The organism is Blautia wexlerae DSM 19850 (genome assembly GCF_025148125.1).
GTDB classification, from domain to species: Bacteria; Bacillota; Clostridia; order Lachnospirales; family Lachnospiraceae; genus Blautia_A; species Blautia_A wexlerae.
In genome coordinates, this window is record NZ_CP102267.1 from 3,925,545 (window position 1) to 3,947,583 (window position 22,039).

General features: G+C 41.8%; 18 protein-coding genes. 4 read left to right on the plus strand and 14 right to left on the minus strand.

From position 1 onward, the window contains the following. Positions 1-156: 156 nt before the first annotated feature. Complete coding sequence (locus NQ550_RS18185; protein ID WP_025581056.1) at positions 157-669, minus strand: hypothetical protein; 513 nt, start codon at positions 667-669, stop codon at positions 157-159. Between the two features lie 254 nt (positions 670-923). Here NQ550_RS18185 and NQ550_RS18190 point away from each other — a divergent pair, with 254 nt between their 5' ends. Then, positions 924-2,183, plus strand: a complete 1,260-nt coding sequence (locus NQ550_RS18190) for a D-alanyl-D-alanine carboxypeptidase (protein ID WP_025581055.1) — start codon at positions 924-926, stop codon at positions 2,181-2,183. Positions 2,184-2,330: 147 nt separating this feature from the next. Here the strand turns inward: NQ550_RS18190 and dapB are convergent, their stop codons facing one another. The 4 genes from dapB to NQ550_RS18210 form a co-directional block, all read right to left on the minus strand. Continuing rightward, positions 2,331-3,092, minus strand: coding sequence for a 4-hydroxy-tetrahydrodipicolinate reductase (dapB, locus tag NQ550_RS18195; RefSeq protein ID WP_025581054.1), 762 nt, complete (start codon positions 3,090-3,092; stop codon positions 2,331-2,333). A 65-nt stretch (positions 3,093-3,157) separates the two neighbouring features. Further along, the gene (gene dapA, locus NQ550_RS18200) at positions 3,158-4,051 is read right to left on the minus strand and encodes a 4-hydroxy-tetrahydrodipicolinate synthase (protein WP_008706258.1); all 894 of its coding nucleotides are present in this window, start codon (positions 4,049-4,051) and stop codon (positions 3,158-3,160) included. A 79-nt stretch (positions 4,052-4,130) separates the two neighbouring features. Further along, on the minus strand, positions 4,131-4,622 hold the full coding sequence (locus tag NQ550_RS18205; protein ID WP_022381314.1) for a cob(I)yrinic acid a,c-diamide adenosyltransferase: 492 nt from the start codon (positions 4,620-4,622) through the stop codon (positions 4,131-4,133). Between the two features lie 487 nt (positions 4,623-5,109). Beyond that, entirely contained in the window at positions 5,110-5,736 is a 627-nt protein-coding gene (locus NQ550_RS18210; RefSeq protein WP_008706256.1) for a single-stranded DNA-binding protein, read from the minus strand. A gap of 422 nt (positions 5,737-6,158) precedes the next feature. On the opposite strand from NQ550_RS18210, the gene typA reads away from it, so the two are divergent. After that, entirely contained in the window at positions 6,159-7,991 is a 1,833-nt protein-coding gene (typA, locus tag NQ550_RS18215) for a translational GTPase TypA (protein ID WP_008706255.1), read from the plus strand. Between the two features lie 504 nt (positions 7,992-8,495). Further along, positions 8,496-11,153 carry a bifunctional acetaldehyde-CoA/alcohol dehydrogenase gene (gene adhE / locus NQ550_RS18220; RefSeq protein ID WP_025579267.1) on the plus strand — a complete coding sequence of 886 codons (2,658 nt, stop codon included), beginning with the start codon at positions 8,496-8,498 and terminating at the stop codon, positions 11,151-11,153. 89 nt (positions 11,154-11,242) lie between these two features. On the opposite strand, the gene NQ550_RS18225 is transcribed toward adhE, so the two are convergent. The 7 genes from NQ550_RS18225 to NQ550_RS18255 form a co-directional block, all read right to left on the minus strand. Beyond that, positions 11,243-12,331 carry a class II aldolase/adducin family protein gene (locus NQ550_RS18225; protein WP_025579269.1) on the minus strand — a complete coding sequence of 363 codons (1,089 nt, stop codon included), beginning with the start codon at positions 12,329-12,331 and terminating at the stop codon, positions 11,243-11,245. An 80-nt stretch (positions 12,332-12,411) separates the two neighbouring features. Continuing rightward, entirely contained in the window at positions 12,412-13,971 is a 1,560-nt protein-coding gene (gene cls, locus NQ550_RS18230) for a cardiolipin synthase (RefSeq protein WP_025579271.1), read from the minus strand. Positions 13,972-14,088: 117 nt separating this feature from the next. After that, on the minus strand, positions 14,089-15,153 hold the full coding sequence (locus NQ550_RS18235; protein WP_025579273.1) for an FUSC family protein: 1,065 nt from the start codon (positions 15,151-15,153) through the stop codon (positions 14,089-14,091). A gap of 101 nt (positions 15,154-15,254) precedes the next feature. Then, positions 15,255-15,770, minus strand: a complete 516-nt coding sequence (gene bilS, locus NQ550_RS18240; RefSeq protein ID WP_025579275.1) for a flavodoxin family protein BilS — start codon at positions 15,768-15,770, stop codon at positions 15,255-15,257. 178 nt (positions 15,771-15,948) lie between these two features. Then, entirely contained in the window at positions 15,949-16,347 is a 399-nt protein-coding gene (locus tag NQ550_RS18245; protein ID WP_025579277.1) for a hypothetical protein, read from the minus strand. A 135-nt stretch (positions 16,348-16,482) separates the two neighbouring features. After that, the gene (locus NQ550_RS18250; RefSeq protein ID WP_025579278.1) at positions 16,483-16,875 is read right to left on the minus strand and encodes a VOC family protein; all 393 of its coding nucleotides are present in this window, start codon (positions 16,873-16,875) and stop codon (positions 16,483-16,485) included. A gap of 47 nt (positions 16,876-16,922) precedes the next feature. Next, a complete protein-coding gene (locus NQ550_RS18255) occupies positions 16,923-18,539 on the minus strand; it encodes a mannitol dehydrogenase family protein (RefSeq protein WP_025579280.1) in 1,617 nt (538 codons plus the stop codon). A gap of 281 nt (positions 18,540-18,820) precedes the next feature. Here NQ550_RS18255 and NQ550_RS18260 point away from each other — a divergent pair, with 281 nt between their 5' ends. Continuing rightward, entirely contained in the window at positions 18,821-19,954 is a 1,134-nt protein-coding gene (locus NQ550_RS18260) for an ROK family transcriptional regulator (RefSeq protein WP_025579281.1), read from the plus strand. A 133-nt stretch (positions 19,955-20,087) separates the two neighbouring features. Here NQ550_RS18260 and NQ550_RS18265 read toward each other — a convergent pair whose 3' ends face one another. Beyond that, entirely contained in the window at positions 20,088-21,842 is a 1,755-nt protein-coding gene (locus tag NQ550_RS18265) for a glycoside hydrolase family 13 protein (RefSeq protein ID WP_025579282.1), read from the minus strand. Positions 21,843-21,863: 21 nt separating this feature from the next. Continuing rightward, a complete protein-coding gene (locus tag NQ550_RS22665) occupies positions 21,864-22,016 on the minus strand; it encodes a Fic family protein (RefSeq protein WP_326929069.1) in 153 nt (50 codons plus the stop codon). Positions 22,017-22,039: the final 23 nt, after the last annotated feature.

Genomic DNA, 22,039 nt, shown 5'->3' on the forward strand with positions numbered 1-22,039 from the left:
GTAACGGATTTCACGCTCTGATGAGCTGAATCAATATGCATTATTTACAATGATTGCTATAGTTAGATGCAAAAACAAATGCAATAAAAACTTCGGGAATACACTATTTAAATTTTACCAATTTAACACGATAATACCATAAATTATTCCTGATGTCTATCTTCCTTCTGCCGCATTACCAACAGCATCCCCCACATCTTCTACAGCATTACCTACCCCTTCGCCCAGATCTTTGACGCTGTTTCCCAATTCTCCGGATACTGTGCCGTCACCGTTGTTGTTTTCATCAATTCTGGTATTATCTGCAGTGTTATCTGTTGCATTGCTATTCTGTTTTGTCTCATTTTCTGCAGCTTCATCCTCTGCGGCAGTTCCATTGTCTGTGACGGTTCCACCATTATTTACATTTTTATCTGCCGCATTGTTTCCTGATGTGCTATTTCCATTTGTATTGTTTTCTCCTGCGTTATTTTCCATGTTATCATCGTTTGCTGTCTTATTATCCGTCATATTTTCTTCGTTTGTGTCTGCCTCATCAGCTGCTTTATTTGCATTCCCACATGCTGTGAACATGCACAGTGACATAATAAGTGCTGTACCTGTCAGAATCTTTTTTACCTTTATTCCCATATTCATCTCCTGTTCCCGGAAAGCATTCTGCCGGTCCATGCAGCAGAACCTCTCCGTCTTTTCATGTTTTTATATTATGTTTTTAATATGTACCAAAAACTCAATACTATTCTGGAAAAAATTTACTTTTCATGCTATGATTTAAATAACACAAAACAGATTACTCCGTACATATATACTCCTACAATCTAGCGTACCGACAAATTGCTATAGCAGGATTTCACTCATTAATGAGATGGATTGACTGCAGTATTTTACGGAATATCTATAACTCATATTTACAGGGGGTTATCATGAAAAGAAAAAGGAACCATTCACTTCGCAGCTCTGTTTTCATATTTCTGGCTGCACTTTTCCTGCTGTTTACCTGCAGTGTTTCTACTATCTATGCATCCACACTTCAGAAACCTGATATCGCAGCATCGGGAAAATTTGTAAAAGACGGCGATTACTGGATTTACCGCTATGATGATAAAACCATCGCCAAAAATGTATTTCTGAAAATTGACAAAAAGACCTATTATTTTAACAAACTCGGACACCGCTGGTGCAGCTGGCATACGATCAAAGGCAAAAATTATTATTTCGGAACCAGATCTCAGGGATATCTGATAAAGAATTCTCTTATCAAATATAAAGGAAATTATTACTATGTCGGTAAAGACGGTGCCATGGTTACCGGATGGTACACTGACAAATCCGGAAAGAAATACTATTTCGGCAAAGACGGAAAAGCAGTTACAGGAAAACACAAAATCAAGGGAACTTACTATTACTTTAACCAGAATGGTACTGTCACCCACACCGGATTAAATTATTTCCTTTCCTCTGACTGTGCACTTCTCATGAATGCAGATACCGGTCAGATTATTTATGGCAAAAATGAAAATGTTGCTCATGCCAACGCCAGCACAACCAAGATTATGACCTGTATCCTTGCACTTGAAAACTGCAAATTAAACGAAAAAGTAAAGTTCTCCCCTTACGCAGCATCTATTGAACCCAGCAAGCTTTATGCAAATACAGGAGAAATATTTTATCTGAAAGATCTGCTTTATTCCCTGATGCTTCCCTCCCACAACGACACCGCAGTTGCCATTGCCGAACACGTCAGCGGTTCCACTGCAAAGTTTGTTAAATTAATGAATAAAAAAGCAGCAGAGATCGGATGTACGAATACACATTTCGCAACCCCAAATGGTCTGGATGCAGGGTATAACCATTACACAACAGCTTCTGACCTGGCAAAAATTGCCCAGTACGCAATCAAAAAGCCTATGTTCCGCAAACTGGTGAGCACCGGCTATTATTCTTTCTCTAATCTCAACACCGGCAGAAGCTATTCTATCGGCACCACCAACGCCCTGCTCGGCAATGTTCCGGGAGTTCAGGGTATGAAAACAGGCTATACCAACAAAGCAGGCTATTGTTTTGTCGGACTTTCTTATTCCGCAAGGGGAAACACCTATATTTCTGTTGTCCTGGGTGCAGATTCATCTTCTGCCCGCTGGCAGGATTCCAGAACATTGCTGACTTACGCATATAATCATTGATCAGAATTATTATAGCAGCATACAGGCCAATATTACAAAAAAGGAAAGTGTTCTGAAACATCAGATACACTTTCCTTTTATATATTTTATTTCACTGCTATAAAGATACTGAAAATTACCAGTTATCAATTTTTACTGCATTCCTGATTATTTTGCACTGATAACATCGCTCATATCATATCTTCCTGCCGGTTTGCCTGCAAGGAATTTCGCAGCTTCAACAGCACCCTTTCCAAATACAGCTTTGGAATATGCAGTATGCTTAAATTCAATCACTTCATCCGGACCTGCGAAGATCACTTCGTGTTCTCCTACGATTGTTCCACCGCGGACTGCTGAGATACCGATTTCCTTATCATCCCGCATCTCACGTCTCTGGCTGCGGTCATAGATATAATGATACTGGTTATCCATTGCCTCATTAATGCTGTCAGCCAGTGCAAGTGCTGTTCCGCTTGGTGCATCCAGTTTCAGTCTGTGATGCTTCTCAACAATCTCCATGTCAAATCCTGCTGTTGCCAGAACCTTTGCCGCATCCTGAAGCAGTTTCATCAGAGTATTGATTCCAAGAGACATATTTGCAGATTTCAGAACTGCGACATTCTTAGATGTCTCTTCCACCTTTGCGAGCTGCTCCTCGCTTAAACCGGTTGTACATAATACAATCGGGAGTTTGCGTTTCTCACAGTAAGCCAGAAGTGCATCTGTTGCTTTTGCAGAAGAGAAGTCGATAAGGGCATCTGCCTCTACCTGACATTCTTCCATATTTGTATATACAGGGTAGCTGTTCTTTCCCTGATCTGCCACATCAATACCTGCTACGATCTCAGCATCCGGATCCTTCTCCACAAGTCCGGAGATTACCTGACCCATGTGACCGTTACAGCCATGCATAATAATCTTTACCATTTGTCTATTCCTCTCAATTCCAGTATATCGGCAAGTTGATTTTCCGAACAATCCTGCGATTATATTTATGCAAGTTTTATTCCGAAATTCTTCAGTTCTTCAGCAAGTTTTGCCTTGTTTGCATCTTCCATCTCGGATAATGGCATACGAAGTGGCCCCACTTCTTTACCCATCAGATTCAGGGCTGCTTTCACCGGAATCGGGTTTACTTCACTGAACAATGCATGAATTAACGGGATTGCCTTTAACTGGATTTCTGCTGCACCCTTTGTATCTCCTTCAAGGAATTTCATAACCATATCATGTGTTTCCTTAGGAGCTACATTAGAAAGTACGGAAATTACTCCAAGTCCGCCAAGTGAAAGGATCGGAAGTACCTGATCATCATTTCCGGAGTAGAGTTCAATGCAGCCATCAGCCATGGACATCATGGTTGCAATCTGTGAAAGATCTCCGCTTGCTGCTTTGATACCAACAATATTCTTAACATTTTTAGCCAGAGCTACTGCTGTTGCAGGCTGAATGTTACAACCTGTACGGCTCGGAACATTGTACATAATGATCGGTGTTTCCGGAACTGCCTCTGCAATAGCTGTATAATGAGCGATCAGTCCTTTCTGAGTCGCCTTGTTATAATATGGAGTCACTATAAGAAGTGCATCTGCACCGTAAGAAGCAGCCTCCTTTGACATCATAATTGCAGTTTCCGTACAGTTGGAACCTGTACCTGCGATAACCGGAACACGTTTGTTTACCTTGTCGATTGCAAACTTAATTGTCTTAAGATGCTCTCCATGCGTCATCGTTGATGATTCTCCTGTTGTTCCGCAGATAATGATCGCATCTGTACTGTTTGCAATCTGATACTCCAGAAGTTCCTCCAGTTTATCATAATTAACCTTGCCATCTTCATACATAGGGGTTACGATTGCAACACCTGCACCTTTAAAAATTGCCATTTGCCTTCCTCCTTTATTCTTCTGTAATTTCCATACAGATTACTGTCCATTCATAAACAATAATCAGGTTTTATACACCTTATACAATCTCTGTTGTCAGTGTAGTTATGCTGTCTGCATATTTACGCAGGCTGTCCGGTAACGTCCGTCCCGTAAGCAAAATATGCATACTCTCGTCCTTCATCTTCAGGATATCACCGATTGCCTCTGCAGTGGTGATCCCGTAATCCGGAAGTGCAAGAATCTCATCCAGGAGCAGAAAATCGCATTCCTGCGTTGCGATCACTTTGCGCGCAAAATTCAAAGCATTAAGAATATTGGTTTTCTCCTCTGCCTTCTCCTGCTCATTCAGCTCCTCATATCCTTCATCATGCTTCTCAAAACGAAATATCTTAATATCCAGATTATCCAGTTCCGCCAGAAAATCCAGTTCCCTGCGCTCTCTTCCTTTCAGAAACTGAATAATAATGACGCTTTTACCCTGTGCGGAAGCTCTCAGACACTGACCGATCGCCAGAGTTGTCTTTCCCTTTCCCCCGCCACAGTAAACCTCTGTAAATTCTTTTTCCATAACAAACAATTCCTCTTATCGTTATTGAAATTGTACCTTCTTCTCTGTGTCATTACAGACATGATAAACAGCAGTCTGTTTTCGACTTCTGCGATGAGCTTCCGGCATATTCACGCCGGAATGCTTCGTGGAACAGCAGGCTGCCATAGTTATCTGAATACGCTTATATTACCGCAGTTTATGAAGAATTGCAAGTGTTACTGTTTACAGTAATCGTTACTGTTCACTCCGTGTTACTGTTCACTCCGTTCTCAGCAACACGCTTCGCGATGCAAAAAATATGAACCTCCTTGCGCAAAGCCCAAGGAGTATCGTTTGCTTTGCAAACTCAATTTATGCTAATCGCATAAATTCGCGCGGTATGTCTCGGGTTTTCTGTGACCTTTGCTCACAAAAAACACCTCGCGGGATATCACCAGTGAACAGTAACCACTCCGTTCACAGTAACGTGTCCAAAATTCATTCCAAATTGCCTGCGGCAATGGAATTATTCCATATATTCCAGCTTGCTTACAGATACTTCATACGCAACTCTCTTCTCTGTTTCATTTTCCCCGATCCGTTTCATATATTCTCTGCTCTGGATACGTCCCCAGATCAGGACATGACCGCCAACTTCAAACGCAGATGCATAGCGGGCATTTCTGCCCCAGCAGATGCATGGTATGTAATCTGATTTTCCATACGGACGATTTACTGCCAACAGCACATCCGCAATTTCTCTTCCAAGAGGAGTTTTACGGTACACCGGAGGCTTACAGATATATCCGTCCAGAAAAATCTGATTTACCGGAACTGTTTCATCCTCTTCTTCCACAAACTTCAGTTCTCTGCTGAATACTGAAAGCACGAGACGGTTGTGCTTCTCCTCATGGCGGTTATATGAGCGGAACTGTCCATGGATTTCCACATATTCTCCGATATAATCCTGCGTTACATCCACCAACCGTTCAGAAACCATCACCGGAATCCTGTCTTCCGAATCACTGAGCCTTTTGACCAGCAGCTCAGTCATATAGAAGCCTTCTCCAAAGACCTGATGACTGAATGTAAAGCCTGCTGCAATTTTGCCCATCATAGATACCTGATTGTTTTCAATAATTTTATCTGCCATAATGTGGTTCTCCTTCCCTGTAGAGCACCTATGTCAGAATCCCTGCCTGCAATGCAGACCGTAAATCGTCTCTGCTTTTTCAGCGATCCCGCATATGCTCCTCTGTACCTTGTATTGTTCTTTATAAGGTTATGTACAGGCATTCTCATTTAGAACCAGAATCTGCAAAAATAAAAAAAATTATTTTAACACCTTGTAATCTGGCGAAAATGTGGTAAACTGAAAATTCGGGTAACTTATTGAAAAAAACACATAATAATAGGAACAAATTCATCTGCAAGATTATATCGTGCTTGAAAAATGCTTTTGCAGCAAAATAATCCTGCTGATAACACATGAATATTAACAATTCCGGTAACTGTTCAGCCAGTGTGCCGAACAGTTACCCATTCAAAGCTTAAAGAGGAAAGGAAAATCATTTTATGAGAACAAAACGTGAAGATGTCCGTAACGTAGCCATTATCGCCCACGTTGACCATGGTAAAACAACTCTGGTTGACCAGCTTCTGAAACAGAGCGGTGTATTCCGCGAAAATCAGGAAGTTCAGGAACGTGTCATGGACTCCAATGATATTGAGCGTGAGCGTGGTATCACTATTTTATCCAAGAATACAGCTATTCATTACAAAGATACAAAGATCAATATCATCGACACACCAGGACATGCTGATTTCGGCGGCGAAGTAGAACGTGTACTTAAAATGGTAGACGGTGTTATTCTTCTCGTTGACGCTTTCGAAGGTGCTATGCCTCAGACTAAATTCGTTCTTAAGAAAGCCCTTGAACTTGATCTCCATGTAATCGTATGTATCAACAAGATTGACCGTCCGGAAGCTCGTCCTGACGAAGTTGTAGATGAAGTTCTGGAACTTCTTATGGATCTTGGTGCTTCTGACGAGCAGCTTGACTGCCCGTTCCTGTATGCTTCTGCAAAAGCAGGACATGCTGTGATTGACTTAAACGATACTCCTAAGGATATGGCTCCTCTGTTTGACGCTATTCTGAAATATATCCCTGCTCCGGAGGGAGATCCTGATGCAGATACTCAGGTTCTGATCAGCACCATTGACTACAACGAATATGTGGGACGTATCGGTGTAGGTAAAGTTGAGAATGGTAAGATTGCCGTTAATCAGGAGCTGACTCTGTTAAACCATCATGATCTGGACAAACGTAAGAAAGTTAAAATCAGCAAGCTCTATGAGTTTGACGGTCTGAATAAGGTTGAAGTAAAGGAAGCTACTATTGGTTCCATCGTTGCTATTTCCGGTATCGCAGACATCCATATCGGTGATACTCTCTGCGGCGGAGAAAACCCGGAGGCAATTCCTTTCCAGAAGATTTCCGAGCCTACCATTGCCATGAACTTCATCGTAAATGACAGTCCGCTGGCAGGCCAGGAAGGTAAATACATCACATCCCGTCATCTTCGTGACCGTCTCTACCGTGAGCTGAATACAGATGTCAGCCTTCGTGTAGAAGATACTGAAACAACAGAAGCCTTTAAGGTTTCCGGACGTGGAGAACTTCATCTGTCTGTCCTGATCGAGAACATGAGACGTGAAGGTTATGAATTCGCAGTAAGTAAACCGGAGGTTCTGTACAAAACAGACGAGCGCGGAAAGAAACTTGAACCTATGGAAATCGCTTATGTAGATGTTCCGGAAGAATTTTCCGGTACTGTAATCCAGAAGCTGAGCGAACGTAAAGGTGAGCTGCAGGGTATGAGTACTGCCAGTGACGGTACTGTCCGTCTGGAATTCCACATTCCTTCCCGTGGACTGATCGGATTCCGCGGTGAGTTCCTTACTTCCACCAAGGGTACCGGCATCATCAATACTATGTTTGACGGATATGCTCCTTACAAGGGAGATTTCCAGTACAGAAAACAGGGATCTCTGATCGCTTTCGAGGCTGGTGAAGCTGTTACTTATGGTCTGTTCGCAGCCCAGGAGCGTGGTACTCTGTTTATCGGACCTGGTGCAAAGGTTTACAGCGGTATGGTTATCGGACAGAATGGTAAAGCCGAAGATATCGAGCTGAACGTATGCAAGACAAAACATCTGACTAACACACGTTCTTCTTCCGCTGATGATGCACTGAAATTAACTCCACCAAGAGTTCTCAGCCTGGAACAGGCCATCGATTTCATCGACCAGGATGAACTCCTTGAGGTTACACCGGAGTCTCTCCGTATCCGTAAGAGACTGCTGGATTCCAGAGAACGTAAGAGAGCCGCTTTCAGAAAAGCCTGAAACAAATAGAAATTTAAGAAAAATTAAGCCCCGCAGATTTTGCGGGGCTTAATTTTTCTTAATCATTACTGTTCACTCCGTTCACAGTAACTCTTAATCTCCTGCAAACATATGGAAAAACATAAATCCTTCTACAAATTATATTGTTATATTTTCACGAAATTCCTAGTTAGTATTTGTTAACTTTTTCATATGCTATGTAATTGACAAATGATTAACAAAGTCATATAATAGCATCATCGAGGTTGTTAATTTATTAACGTTATTTTTTTAACTTTCTCTCAGTTGCCAACAGAACATATATTGTTAAATTTTTCTCATATATTCTGACAATTGATATTTTATTCACATTATTTACGTGATTATGCACAATTTTCACCATAATATTTCGTTATGCTCATATCAATGTTACTGTTGACCGAATAATCAGTTTATTTATATAATAAAAACATAACAGGTCACGGTAAATACTTTTAACGAAAACACAAACAGGAGGATTCCCAAATGGCAAAAAAAGAGAACACTATCCCAACCATCATCGACACCCCTGAAGCCCTTACTGCAAAGATTGCAGCCATGAAAGAGGCACAGAAGATTTTCGCAACATTTACCCAGGAGCAGGTAGATAAGATTTTTAAAGCTGCCGCTACTGCTGCTGACAAAGCACGTATCCCGCTTGCTAAAAATGCTGTTGAAGAAACAGGAATGGGTATTGTAGAAGATAAGGTTATCAAGAACCATTACGCAGCCGAATATGTATACAACGCATATAAGAATACCAGAACCTGCGGTGTGATTGAAGAAGATACTGCTTACGGTATTAAGAAAATCGCTGAACCGATCGGTCTGATTGCTGCTGTTATTCCTACAACCAACCCAACATCTACTGCAATCTTCAAAACTCTGATCGCACTGAAAACACGTAATGCAATCATCATCAGTCCGCATCCCCGTGCAAAGAAATGTACCATTGAGGCAGCAAAGGTTGTTCTGGAGGCAGCTGTAGAAGCCGGTGCACCGGAGGGAATCATCGGATGGATTGATGTTCCAAGTCTTGATCTGACAAATCAGGTTATGCGTGAAGCAGACATCATCCTTGCCACAGGTGGTCCCGGAATGGTTAAGGCTGCCTATTCTTCCGGAAAACCTGCTTTAGGTGTAGGTCCCGGAAATACTCCTGTTATCATTGATGACAGTGCAGATATCCGTCTGGCAGTTAACTCCATCATCCATTCCAAGACCTTTGACAATGGTATGATCTGTGCTTCCGAACAGTCTGTAACTGTTCTTGAGAGCATTTATAAGAAAGTAAAAGAAGAATTCCTTTACAGAGGATGTTACTTCCTGAAACCGGATGAATTAGAGAAAGTAAGAAAAACTATCCTTATCAATGGCGCATTGAATGCAAAGATCGTAGGCCAGAAGGCTGCCACTATCGCTGAGATGGCCGGTGTTGCAGTTCCTCCTGAAACAAAGATTCTGATCGGTGAAGTTGAATCTGTAGACATCAGCGAAGAATTCGCACATGAGAAGCTTTCCCCTGTACTTGCCATGTACAAGGCCAAAACTTTTGACGAAGCGATTGCCAAAGCTGAACAGCTTGTAGCTGACGGCGGTTATGGACATACCTCCGCTCTCTACATTGACACAAGAGAGAAGGAAAAGATGGAAAAACACGCAGCAGCTATGAAGACCTGCCGTATCCTCATCAATACTCCATCTTCTCAGGGCGGTATCGGCGACCTTTACAACTTCAAACTTGTTCCGTCCCTGACTCTGGGCTGCGGTTCCTGGGGTGGCAACTCCGTATCTGAGAACGTAGGTGTAAAACATCTCATTAACATCAAGACCGTTGCTGAAAGGAGAGAAAATATGCTCTGGATTAGAACACCGGAAAAAGTTTATTTCAAAAAAGGCTGCCTGCCGGTTGCTCTGGATGAACTTGGCACTGTTATGCACAAGAAACGCTGCTTTATCGTAACAGACTCTTTCCTTTATAAGAATGGATATACTAAAAAGATCGAAGATAAATTAGATCAGATGGGAATCGTACATACCTGCTTCTATGATGTAGAGCCAGATCCATCTCTCGCTTCTGCAAGAGCCGGTGCTGCTGCAATGAGAATGTTCGAGCCTGACTGTATTATCGCAATGGGCGGTGGTTCCGCAATGGATGCCGGCAAGATCATGTGGGTTCTCTATGAAAATCCGGACGCCAACTTTGATGATATGGCTATGGACTTTATGGATATCCGTAAGAGAATCTTCACATTCCCGCATATGGGTAAGAAAGCTTACTTTGTAGCTGTTCCAACATCTTCCGGTACAGGTTCCGAGGTAACACCGTTTGCTATCATTACTGATAAAACTACAGGTATCAAATGGCCTCTGGCAGATTATGAATTAATGCCTGACATGGCTATTGTTGATACAGATAATATGATGAGCGCACCTAAGGGACTGACCTGTGCTTCCGGTATCGACGTTATGACTCATGCACTTGAGGCCTATGCTTCCATGATGGCATCTGATTATACAGATGGTCTTGCATTAAATGCGATCAAACTGGTATTTAACTATCTGCCACGTGCATACAAAGATGGTTCTGATGTAGAAGCAAGACAGCATATGGCAAATGCTTCCTGCATGGCTGGTATGGCTTTCGCAAATGCATTCCTTGGCGTAAACCACTCTCTTGCTCATAAGCTGGGAGCTTTCCATCATATTCCACATGGTATTGCAAATGCTCTGGTTCTGCTTCATGTTCTGCGCTATAATGCAGCCGAAGTTCCAGCTAAGATGGGTACCTTCCCACAGTATCAGTATCCGCACACACTTGCACGTTACGCTGAGATTGGCCGTTCTGTAGGTCTGACAGGCAAGAACGACAGCGAAGTATTTGAGAAGCTTCTCCAGAAACTGCAGGAACTGATGGATACTATTGAGATCAAACATACGATCAAAGAATACGGCGTAGACGAGAAGTACTTCCTCGAAACTCTTGACGAAATGACCGAACAGGCATTTAATGACCAGTGTACCGGTGCCAACCCGAGATATCCATTAATGTCTGAGCTGAAGGAAATCTATCTGAAAGCTTACTATGGTGAGGGAAATATTCCTGAATCCGGGAAAGCCAAAGAGAAAAAAGAAGAGAAATAAGATTTGCTGAAAATAAACCTTTTCCTTTAAAAATATAGTGTTTAAACCAATATAATAAGGGCTGTCAAAAAACGACAGCCCTTATTATATTATTTCTTACTGCGATATGCTTCTGCTTCCCAATGCGTGATAAAGTATGTAATATCATCTGTCATGTGAAGCGGGCCGCCAAAGCTTTCTGCATATACTGCAAGCTTGATGGCATCTTTTACAAGAAGCTGTGCTTTTGCAGCTTTTCCCTTATCATCTTCCATAATAAAGGCGCCAACTCCCTGTACCAGGATCAGTCTTGGCTCTTTGTCATTCTCTTTCATAAATGCGTCCAGCGCATCTTTTGCCTGATCAATATTTTCTACAAATAACGGATATGGTCCACAGTATACAATGTGATCCGGTGTAAATGGTTTCAGAAGCGGTGCAGCCGCTGCCTTATCTTTTACGAAGTTATCAGCTTCCGCTACAGGTACAACTTCTACCGCATGTCCCAGTAACTGGGAAAGCTTCTCTGCTGCCTGCTCTTTTTCAGGTGTAACCGCATCACTGACATCAGCAGTTCTCTTTACCTGTTTCTCTAATTTACTGATCTCGCCGTCAAATAATACTCCAATTTCCTCTACAGTATTTGCTGCAACGAAAATTCCATGATTCTGAAGCAGAAGAACCTGAACATCTTTTCCGGATTCTTCTTTATAAGCATTCATTTTCTCATAACAGATACGTGCAAGTGTATATCCGGGTTTGCAGATATCAATCCAGAGTACATCTTTTCCAAGAAGCTGTTCACTGAGTTCCTTTGCCCCTTTTCCGCAGGTCAGTCCATTGACAAGTGTAGGATGAACATGCAGTACATATGTGTAGGCAAATAAGTTATGAAGCAGTGCTTCTACACTTGGACGTTTTGTTTTGTCAGCATCTGTTACTGCAGCCATAACATCTGCAAGATACAGTGATTCACGTTTGACATCATCTTCCGGATAATCAGTTTTCATGATTTCATTCAAACGTGCTCTGCTCATTTCCACAAATTCCTCTGCCTTAATTGTGGCAAGCTGTGTACCGGAGCCTTTTACATACAATGTGGTGTCATCTTTTACAGAAGTATTGCCACCGCCTGCAAGAACATAGGCAGGGTTGCTTCCATAAGTATTTGACATTTTTACTAAGGTTGAAAGATCCATAGTTAAAATTCCTCCCATATTTATAATAGTTTTGCTGTTCCCCATTCCATTGTACACGATATTCTGCTTTTTTCCAAGTGTTATAATAATCCCGCAAATAACCTCATAAACAGCTGTCCCAATCGCAGATATGCGCTGCGTCCGGTACTGTACTGTTCTGTGACTTCACGGCATTCATCCATTGTTGCTGCAAGATCATTTCGGATATCCAGAACTGCCTGGCAGTCTGCCATAAAGCAGCCGTTTTCAAAATGATGATACAGACTTCTGTAATCCAGATTTATGGTTCCGCAGGTTGCCATACAGTCATCTGCCACACTTATCTTTGCATGACAGAAACCAGGTGTCCATTCATAGATACGCACTCCATGCTTCACCAGTCCATGGTAAAAGGATCGTGTGATATTGTAGATCATCTTTTTATCCGGAATACCAGGTGTGATGATCCTCACATCTACCCCGCGCTTGGCAGCCAGACACAGAGCATGGCTCATTTCATCTGTGATGATCAGGTACGGAGTCATAAACCAGCAATATTTTTCTGCTTTGTTCACCATACTGATATACACCTCTTCGCCTACCTGTTCATGGTCCATAGGACTGTCCGCATAAGGCTGGATAAAGCCTGTCTGCTTTGCCTGATAATCTGTCTGAACCAGAAATCCGGTAAAATCACTGTCATTTTTATCCTTATCACTGACAGCATTCCACATCTCCAGGAATGTTACTGTTAGGGAACGGACTGCCTCCCCCTCCAGACGGATACCTGTATCCTTCCACTGTCCATAAGGATGTGTGAAATTAAAATATTCGTTGGCAAGGTTGTAACCGCCGGTAAATCCCACTTTTCCATCGATCACTGTGATCTTGCGGTGATCCCGGTTATTCAGGAACACATTCAGACCCGGAGTAAAAGGGTTGAACACTCTGCAATGGATTCCCACATTTTCCATTTTCTTAATGAAGTCTGTATTGATAAACCCAATGGAACCCATGTCGTCATAAAATACTCTGACTTCTACGCCTGCCTTTACGCGGTCTTCCAGAACTCTCTGGATTTTATGCCAGGCCTGTGCATCCTCAATGGCATGATATTCCATAAAAATGAATTTCTCTGCCTTTGCCAGATCTGCCAGCTGAGCCTCCAGCCCTTTGACTGCCTCATCATAATAAATAACATCTGTATTCTGATAGACCGGATAGGAGGCATTTTTCTGTATATAATCAGAAATATTGCCTGCCTTCGGGATTTTCCTGCCAAGCGTTTCCCTGCACTCACTGTCATTGGGAAGCAGTGGCAGAAGTTCCCTGTCGATCTGGTCATAACGCTCCCGCATTTTACGGGTACCGCCATTGAGACCAATCAGTAAGTACAATCCCACTCCCAAGATAGGGAATACAAGGATCAAAATAACCCAGGGCATTTTCATAGATGAAGTCTGATCTGACGCATACAGCTTAAGAACCAGTACACCTGCAAGAAGCCTTGTCATCAGATTGATAATCTCCGCATATTGATTCAGCTTTGTGATCATCGCAATGATAAAAGCTGCTTCCAGTAAAATACATACTGCGGAAAAGCATAATCGTTTTACACCATTTTTCGTTTTCGCCCTGCCTTCCAGGGTATCCTGTTTCATATTCTTTCTCTCTCCCTCTGTCATTGTACGTTAATATTCACTCTATTCCCAGAACACATATCAGACGGATAAAATCATCCTCTTTTTTACTTGCTTATAACCGCTCCGCAGTTTCAGTCAGGAAAGATTTTCTGCACATTTATTTGTGCCTATATACTCTGCTACTTTATCTGTTACTTTATTGCAGATTACCGTATAAGCTGCTCCCAGAACATTGGCACCTATACGAAGTGCTATTGCTGCCGGCATTCCGAAGATCCCTGCTGCAATAGACAACGCTCCAAATGTATTAAATGCAGTCTGCCACGGATATCCTGCTGAATATCCAACTCCGATTCCTCCGATCATTCCAATGTACGGATACATGGATTTAGGAAGTACCAGATACAGCACAATAAACAGCAGACAGCCCACAACATTAAACATTCCTCTGCTCACAGACCTTGGGATACAGTCCTCTGTAAAAGGCAGACATACGGACATACAGGCGATTCCTGCCCACATTGCTCTGGGAAGTCCCAGAAGATTCATAAACAGCATTGCGCTGGATACGATCAGTGTCAGTTTCACATACCATCTGCTTCTTGCTGACTTAAGATCAAATTCCCGGAACAAATCCAGGAAGGTTCTTCGATAGGCTCTATTTCTCTGGTTCTTATAGAAGACGATCATACAGATCACCATTCCCACCAACAAGCCGATCACACGGAAGGTGTATTCCTTTCCTGTCACATCATAGCCCAGAAGCAGCAGATATCCCAGCACAAAGGTGGAATGATTGTACATGATCACATTGTGACAGCCCAGTATCATCAGCAGTAAAATACACACAGCATTCACTGCAAACGCAGCTAACGGAGGCACCATATTTGCCAGACGGGGTCCTGCCATAAGAATACCGAAGATCCCTGCAATGGAAAGCAGTCCATGTGTTGTCCTGATCCCGAAATCTGCCTGCCGCAGCACAAGCACTGCCAACAGAACAGTAACACCAACTACACTGTTGCTGCTCCCTGTAAGCTTACTGTACATGCTCACCACTGCTACGCAAAAAGCCATAACCAGATACACTTTAAAATTATAGATTAAAATGTGCCGTCTTTTCTCTTTGGGATCTGTGGTGCTTCTGATCAGCTGTTTGGAGCCGGTCGAACTCAATTGTAATTCCTGATAAAATGTCATGTCTCGTTACCTCTCTTTCGTGAAAATCTATAAAAATTTATGAATTACCTTTTTTAGTAACGAGCACTATACCGCAGTTCCCTCTGTTAGTCAAGACTTAATTATTTTTCCAGGTCTCTTCTGATTATTTCTTCCAGTCTGTCCAGATCCTCATTGTCAGGGTGAGATAACGCCCTGTCAAAATTCTGGATCAGTTCATCCAGGTTTGGTGCATGATCCGGCTTCTCTTTCATCTTTACGTATCTGTCCCTGACTGACTGAGGCATTTTCCCCTGACACATAAATTCTCCCATCACTGTATTACTCTCATCAACAGATTCCTTAACTTTCCCGAGAACCTGTTGGAAATAGGCTTCACTGCCTCCGAAGCCTGCTGTTCCAAACAGAAAGATCTTCTTATTTTTCAGGCTCTTTAACAGTTCAAGTGTTACAGGATCTGCATTCCCTATATCTGTCCAGAATCCAATGTATAATATGTCGGATGAAAGAGCCTTCGCTCCTTCTGTTCCAAAATAATCACAGTTTTCCTCAGGCAATACCTCCCTGATCTTCTCCGCAAGTTTTTTTGTATTTCCTGTTTTACTGCTGTACAGAATTGAGTATCTTTGTGTTCCCATGCTGTCTTGCTCCTTTTTGGTTTTATGCACTCTTAGAGTCTTCCTTGTTTCTGCTTTTGTAAGAAGATTTTTTTTAATTCCGAAAATACATTTTTGTCTGCATTATTTATATTGCTTATTCCTTCCAACTGATACATAAGCACATTTGTTCTACCGTAACCGAATTCGGTAAAACATTTTAAAAATCTTCCTCTGATTCATTTACAGTTCTATCCCGGAACATTTTCAGCAGCTCTTCCAGACTTTCTCTCAGCTTCTCATTCTTATTATACTGAATCAGTACCACCGTAACAATGGCAGACAGGATCATGCATCTGCGGATCAGTTTTCGGATGCGGATACATCTCTTTACATCTTTTCGTCCCTTTTCATAGAGTTTCTCTGCCATCCTGTCAGCTCTGGCATCTTTGCAGGCAATATAATCATCAATCACCTGCTTATCCTCCTCACAGATATCCAGATTCTCATACTGATTCCTCAGCTCCTCAAGTTCTGCATTATTCTGTCTGATCACGGTATCTTTGCGGTTGATTCTCTCAGCTGCACTCCGGCTCATTCTCTCTGTTCGTTTACTCATGATAAAAACTCCTTTCGTTTATTTTTTATTATTTTCTATTTTAAACTTTTCTCAGGCTTTTCTCAATAAAATATTGAAAACAAAAAGCACCTGCTTTTACAGATGCTTTTTCTCGCTGAATTTAACCGCCTGACTTTATAAGTACTGGCTGAACTCAACCTTCTCTTTATTCGGTCCCTCAATTGTAAAGAACTTTACCCCGTTTTCCCAGAAGGGAAGAAAATGAACGGTATCGTTGGTTGTATTTAATCCTGCCTGATTAATCATTTCATATACATTTTCAATATCTTTTACATCAATCGCCAGATGATCAATGGCACCAGCTTCCATCTTAGCTGCTTTATTCTCATATGTCTCAACAACAAGTGTATTTAATTTCAAAAAAGCAACCTTTTCATCTGCTTCCTCATTTACTGTACGAAAAGCAATTTCGAATCCCAGAGTCTGATAAAAATCAATGGTCTTTTCAATATCATTGGTCGGAATTCCAATATGCTGAATTCCATTAAACTGTTCTTTTAAATTCATTTTCTTTTTCCTCCTGAAAGTCAGTTATAATATCCATCTGATGAAAATCATCCAACATATTTATGTATTGTCGCTCTTACAGCTCCAGGTCCTGCGATCATCTCACGGAACATATCCTCAACCTTCTCTCCCACACCGTCTTTGTAAAGATCAGTGAAGAACAGACGCTCATTGGAAAGAATTGGTTTTAACTGATCCTTAAATGTTTCAGGTTTACCTACTACAATATCCTTAAATTGTTCCTGCAGTTCCTCATTCATTGGGTCCGGTGCAAGTTCAAATTTATTTCCTTCATCATCTACACCAAGCATATATCTGAGCCATCCTGCAATTCCCAGCGGAATAGCAGTCAGTCTGGAAGCATTTCCGAATTTCTGTACATATGCTTTGATTGTTTCGCCGAAACGGATACCAACCATCTGAGATACATCTACTGCCAGACGAAGGTTGGTGTCTCCCAGATATTCATTTGGAAAACGATCGTTAAAAAGCTCATCAACAAATGCCTGCGGAGAAAGGATTCCAGGGTCAGCAACTACCGGAAGACCTTCATCATAAGCAATCATACGTGCCATTTTCATCATATCTTCATTTGTATTAAGCATATGCGCAAACAGATCATATCCAAGAACTACTCCCAGCGGACCTGTAGCAGAATGAACCGGATTCAGACATACGGTTACTTTCATACGTTCAGAAAGGTTAACTGTATTTCTGTCTGCCATATATACGCCGAAACCTTTTTCCAGAGCCGGACGTCCGTTAGGGAAGCTGTCCTCTATTACCAGATACTGTGGTTTCTCAGCATTGACAAATGGTGCAATGTATGTCTTCTTACCTGTGATCACTGGCTGCATGTTCTCAACACCCAGATTCTCAAGGTCTGCTGCAATCTGCTCGCTTGGACGAGGTGTGATCTTATCGATCATTGTCCATGGAAAAGCAACTACTTTCTCATCGCTTACATAGTTCACAAATCCCTCATCAACAAATCCTGCTTTCTTCCACTCTTCTGTCATTGTCAGTACTGACTCACGAAGCTTTGCACCGTTCTGTGAGCAGTTATCCATGGAAACCAGTGCGATGGGATATTCGCCGGCTTTATATCTTTCATAAAGCATTGCAACCAGAACTGCCATGGCACCAGCCGCTTTATCCGGACCATTCTTGATATCTGCCTCTACAAACGGGAACCATGTTCCGTCCGCTTTCTGTAATGCATAGCCTTTCTCTGTAATCGTAAATGAAACCATCTGCAGGGATTTGCTTGTGAAGATTTCTTTCAGGCGTTTCCACTGTTCTGCATTAGAAGACTGTGCCTTCACTGCTTCCGCAAAAGCTCCGACTACTTTATACTCACGGGTTCCATCCCCATGCAGGATTACACTTAATCCCAGATTGTCATATGGATCATAAATCTTATCTACTACATCATAATCAAAGGTTTCCACACAGGTAATCCCACGATCCAGAACTCCCTCTTCCAGAAGACCATCTGCAATTCCACCGATAAACACACGGAAAATATTTCCGATACCAAAGTGAACCCATACCGGATTCTCCTTTGCATTCTCAGAGGCAGCCTCTACATCATAACCCGGAAGAGCGATTCCTGCCTTTTTCCATGCTTCCTGTTCCTTGATTCCATTGATTGATAATTTCATGTTATATCCTCCTTGTTTGTCTTATTCGATACTTATTGTTTGTTGTTATGTTCTTTACTTACGTTTATATCTTAACTGTAAGTTGAGTATATATCTTTTCTTTTAAAAAATCCATTGACAGAAATTCTAATTTTCAAACAACTTTTTTGTCTATTTTACTATAGTGTGCTGACAAATTGATGTTGCTGATCGTGCCGGATATTTTTATTGTTTTTTTTTCGTTCTATGCTACAATAAAACTGAAACTTAACATTATCTTGTAACATAATCAGGAGAATATTATGAGTGAAAAGGGATTAACCAACATTAGTCTCAAGAAAATAAATAAATCAAAGGTTTACCAGTACATTTACAGAAAAAAAACGACCTCCAAGCTACAGATCGTTCAGGAACTGCAGATGGGTTTATCCACTGTCAGTCAGAACCTGAATCTTCTGGAACAGGAAGGTCTTATTGAAAAAAATGGTTTCTTTGAATCCACCGGTGGAAGAAAGGCAAACGCCCTTCAGATTGTATCAGATTTTAAAATTTCCATTGGCATCGGTATTTTAAAAGGGATGTTTCATATTACTGCTGTAGATTTATATGGAAATGCTTTCTATACAGATACCATTCCGCTTCCATATTCCAACACACCGGATTACTATAAACAGGTTACTGACGCAGTAAAAGAATTCATCTCATCGCGCCAGTATGACAATGACAAAGTTCTTGGCATCTCCATTGCTACACAGGGTATCACATCCCCGAATCATACCACCGTACTATATGGAGATATCATGAATAGCACAGGCATGAAACTGGATGATTTTTCCAGATATCTTCCATATCCCTGTTATCTGGAACATGATTCGAAATCAGCTGCGTTCCTTGAATTATGGAATCATCCTGAGCTTGACAGTGCTGTTATCATCCTGCTGAACCGAAATCTGGGCGGCGGCATCATTACCAATCATCAGATTCATCAGGGGATCTCCATGCACAGCGGAACTCTTGAACATATATGTATTAATCCCGACGGCCCACTTTGCTACTGCGGCAGCCGTGGCTGCCTGGAAACCTACTGCTCTGCCAATGCACTGGAACAGGCTGCAGGTATTCCTGCCAAAGAATTTTTCCCTCTTCTGCGCGAAAAAAAATCTCCCCAGATCATACAGATCTGGAAAGATTTTTTAAACCATCTGGCATTTGCCATGAAGAATCTTAACCTTGTTATCGATGCACCGATCATCCTCAGCGGATATCTGGCACCTTATTTTACAGAAGAAGATATTGAATATCTGGCAGAGCATCTCCATACAGCCGCACCATTCATACTGGATAAAACACAGATTCTGGTCGGTACCAACGGACAATATACACCGGCAATCGGAGCGGCTCTGCATTATGTAGAGAAATTTATTCAATCTGTTTAACTATGGCAATCCTCATAAATAATGCAGGCAAGTCCCCTCCCACTGCTGTTATATGCAGCGGCCCGGGGACTTCTTTATTATATAGCAGTAATATTCTTTCGGGATATTCGTTTCTTTTTCCGTGCTCTGTTGTCTAAATCCTTCGGATCAATGTTCCATTCACACCAAGTATCTCTCCATCAAACTCCCGGGCAAAAAGCACTTCTCCGGCTTCTTTTACCTTTATCTCTTTCTCCGATGTATTTAACAAAACTTCCATTTTATTTCCTTCTTCATCTATTTTGATATACTCTATGCATCGATCGTTTTCATAGGTATCCGGGAAATGGAAATGTGGGCTCCTGCATGTTTTTTCATTTCTTCTGAGCATGATCAGTTTACGCATTGTTGCTATCTTTTCCTGATTCTCTTCGCCGTGAATCTCGCTCCAAGGCATACATCTTCTGCAGTCCGGATCATGGGCACCTTCCATTGCAATCTCCGTTCCATAGTAAATACAGGGACTTCCCGGGAGAGTAAAGAGAATTGCAAGCTGCTGATAGAACTTATCCAGATCATGAAAACGGTTCATAAGACGTTCCGTATCGTGTGAATCCAGCAGGTTAAAAAGCACATCATTATTCTGCTGCATATACATGGTATAGCAACGGTTTACCATGTATTCGAATTCCTCTTTTTTCATCGTTTTATCAAGGAAAAAGTCATGGATTCCACTGAGCAGCGGATAATTCATAACTGAATCATATTCATCCCCCTGCAGCCACTGACTTGCATCATGCCAGATTTCTCCAAGCAGATAAAGATCCGGTTTTACCACTTTTAGATGTTCCCGTATCCTCTTTAAGAACCGATGAGACACTTCATTTCCCACGTCAAAACGGATTCCATCTATATCAAATTTCCGAATCCAGTCCTCACAGATCTCGCAGAAATATTCGATCACTTCTTCATTATTCGTATTCAGTTTCGGCATCGCATCTGTAAATGCAAAAGAGTAAAAACGCCGGTCTCTGGTGTCTGCTCTTTTTCCAATCTGTTCCCAGTCTTCTATCATAAACCAGTCTGCATAACGAGAATCTTTCCCATGCTCCAGCACATCCATCCACGGCGCAAATTTTCTTCCGCAATGATTAAATACTGCATCTACCATAATACGGATTCCCTTTTCATGCGCTTCCCTGCAAAGTGCTTTCATCGTTTCTTCATCACCGAAAGCCGGATCAATCTTTGTATAATCCGTAGTGTCATATTTGTGATTGGACTCTGCTTCCATGATCGGATTCAGATAAATACCGGTAATCCCCAGCTCCTGAAGATACGGTAATCTCTGACGGATTCCTTCCAGATTCCCTCCGAATTTTTCCTCATTTGTTATAGTTCCGTGATTTCTCCACGGCGTGATATCATTTCCATTCTTTTCCGGCGTCCCATTGCAGAACCTGTCCGGAAAAATCTGATACCAGATGGTGTCATTTACCCATGCAGGTGTGCGGTTTATATCTGCCGGATTCATCCAGGGAACAATAAAGCACTGCTGCATACGCCCATCCATCTGAAGCTGCTCTTCTGTCAGGAAACCGTCTTCAAAATAATACCAGACTTCCTTCTCTGTCCTCAGTTCAAAATAATATTTACATCTTTTATATGCAGGAAAAAGTGTTGTTGTCCACCAGATTTGATGGGGCAGACGTTTTTTATAAATAATTTCCTCTCTTTTTCCTGTCCATTTTTCATTTCCACCCAGAATCCCGGCCTCATAAGGATCTCCGTAATGGATAAACACCTGTTTTACATCATATCCAGTCTTAATATTTACAATCAGTCTGTCCTCATCCAGGGGATAACTCATCTGCTCTGATGTTTTGTGGTATACACCTGTAAATTCCATCTTATTTTTCCTTCCTGCTCTTTATATTTTTATATATCTCTGATTTCTGCTATTCGGTTTATCTGGTAATGTCATTTGGATCAAGTTCATCTTCAAGTGCGGTTTATATTCTCCCACAAAAACACCTCCAGAATTTCCGTTATCTTGCACATTATCTTGCACACTTTTTTGCATACTTTCTTTTTCAGGATAGGTTC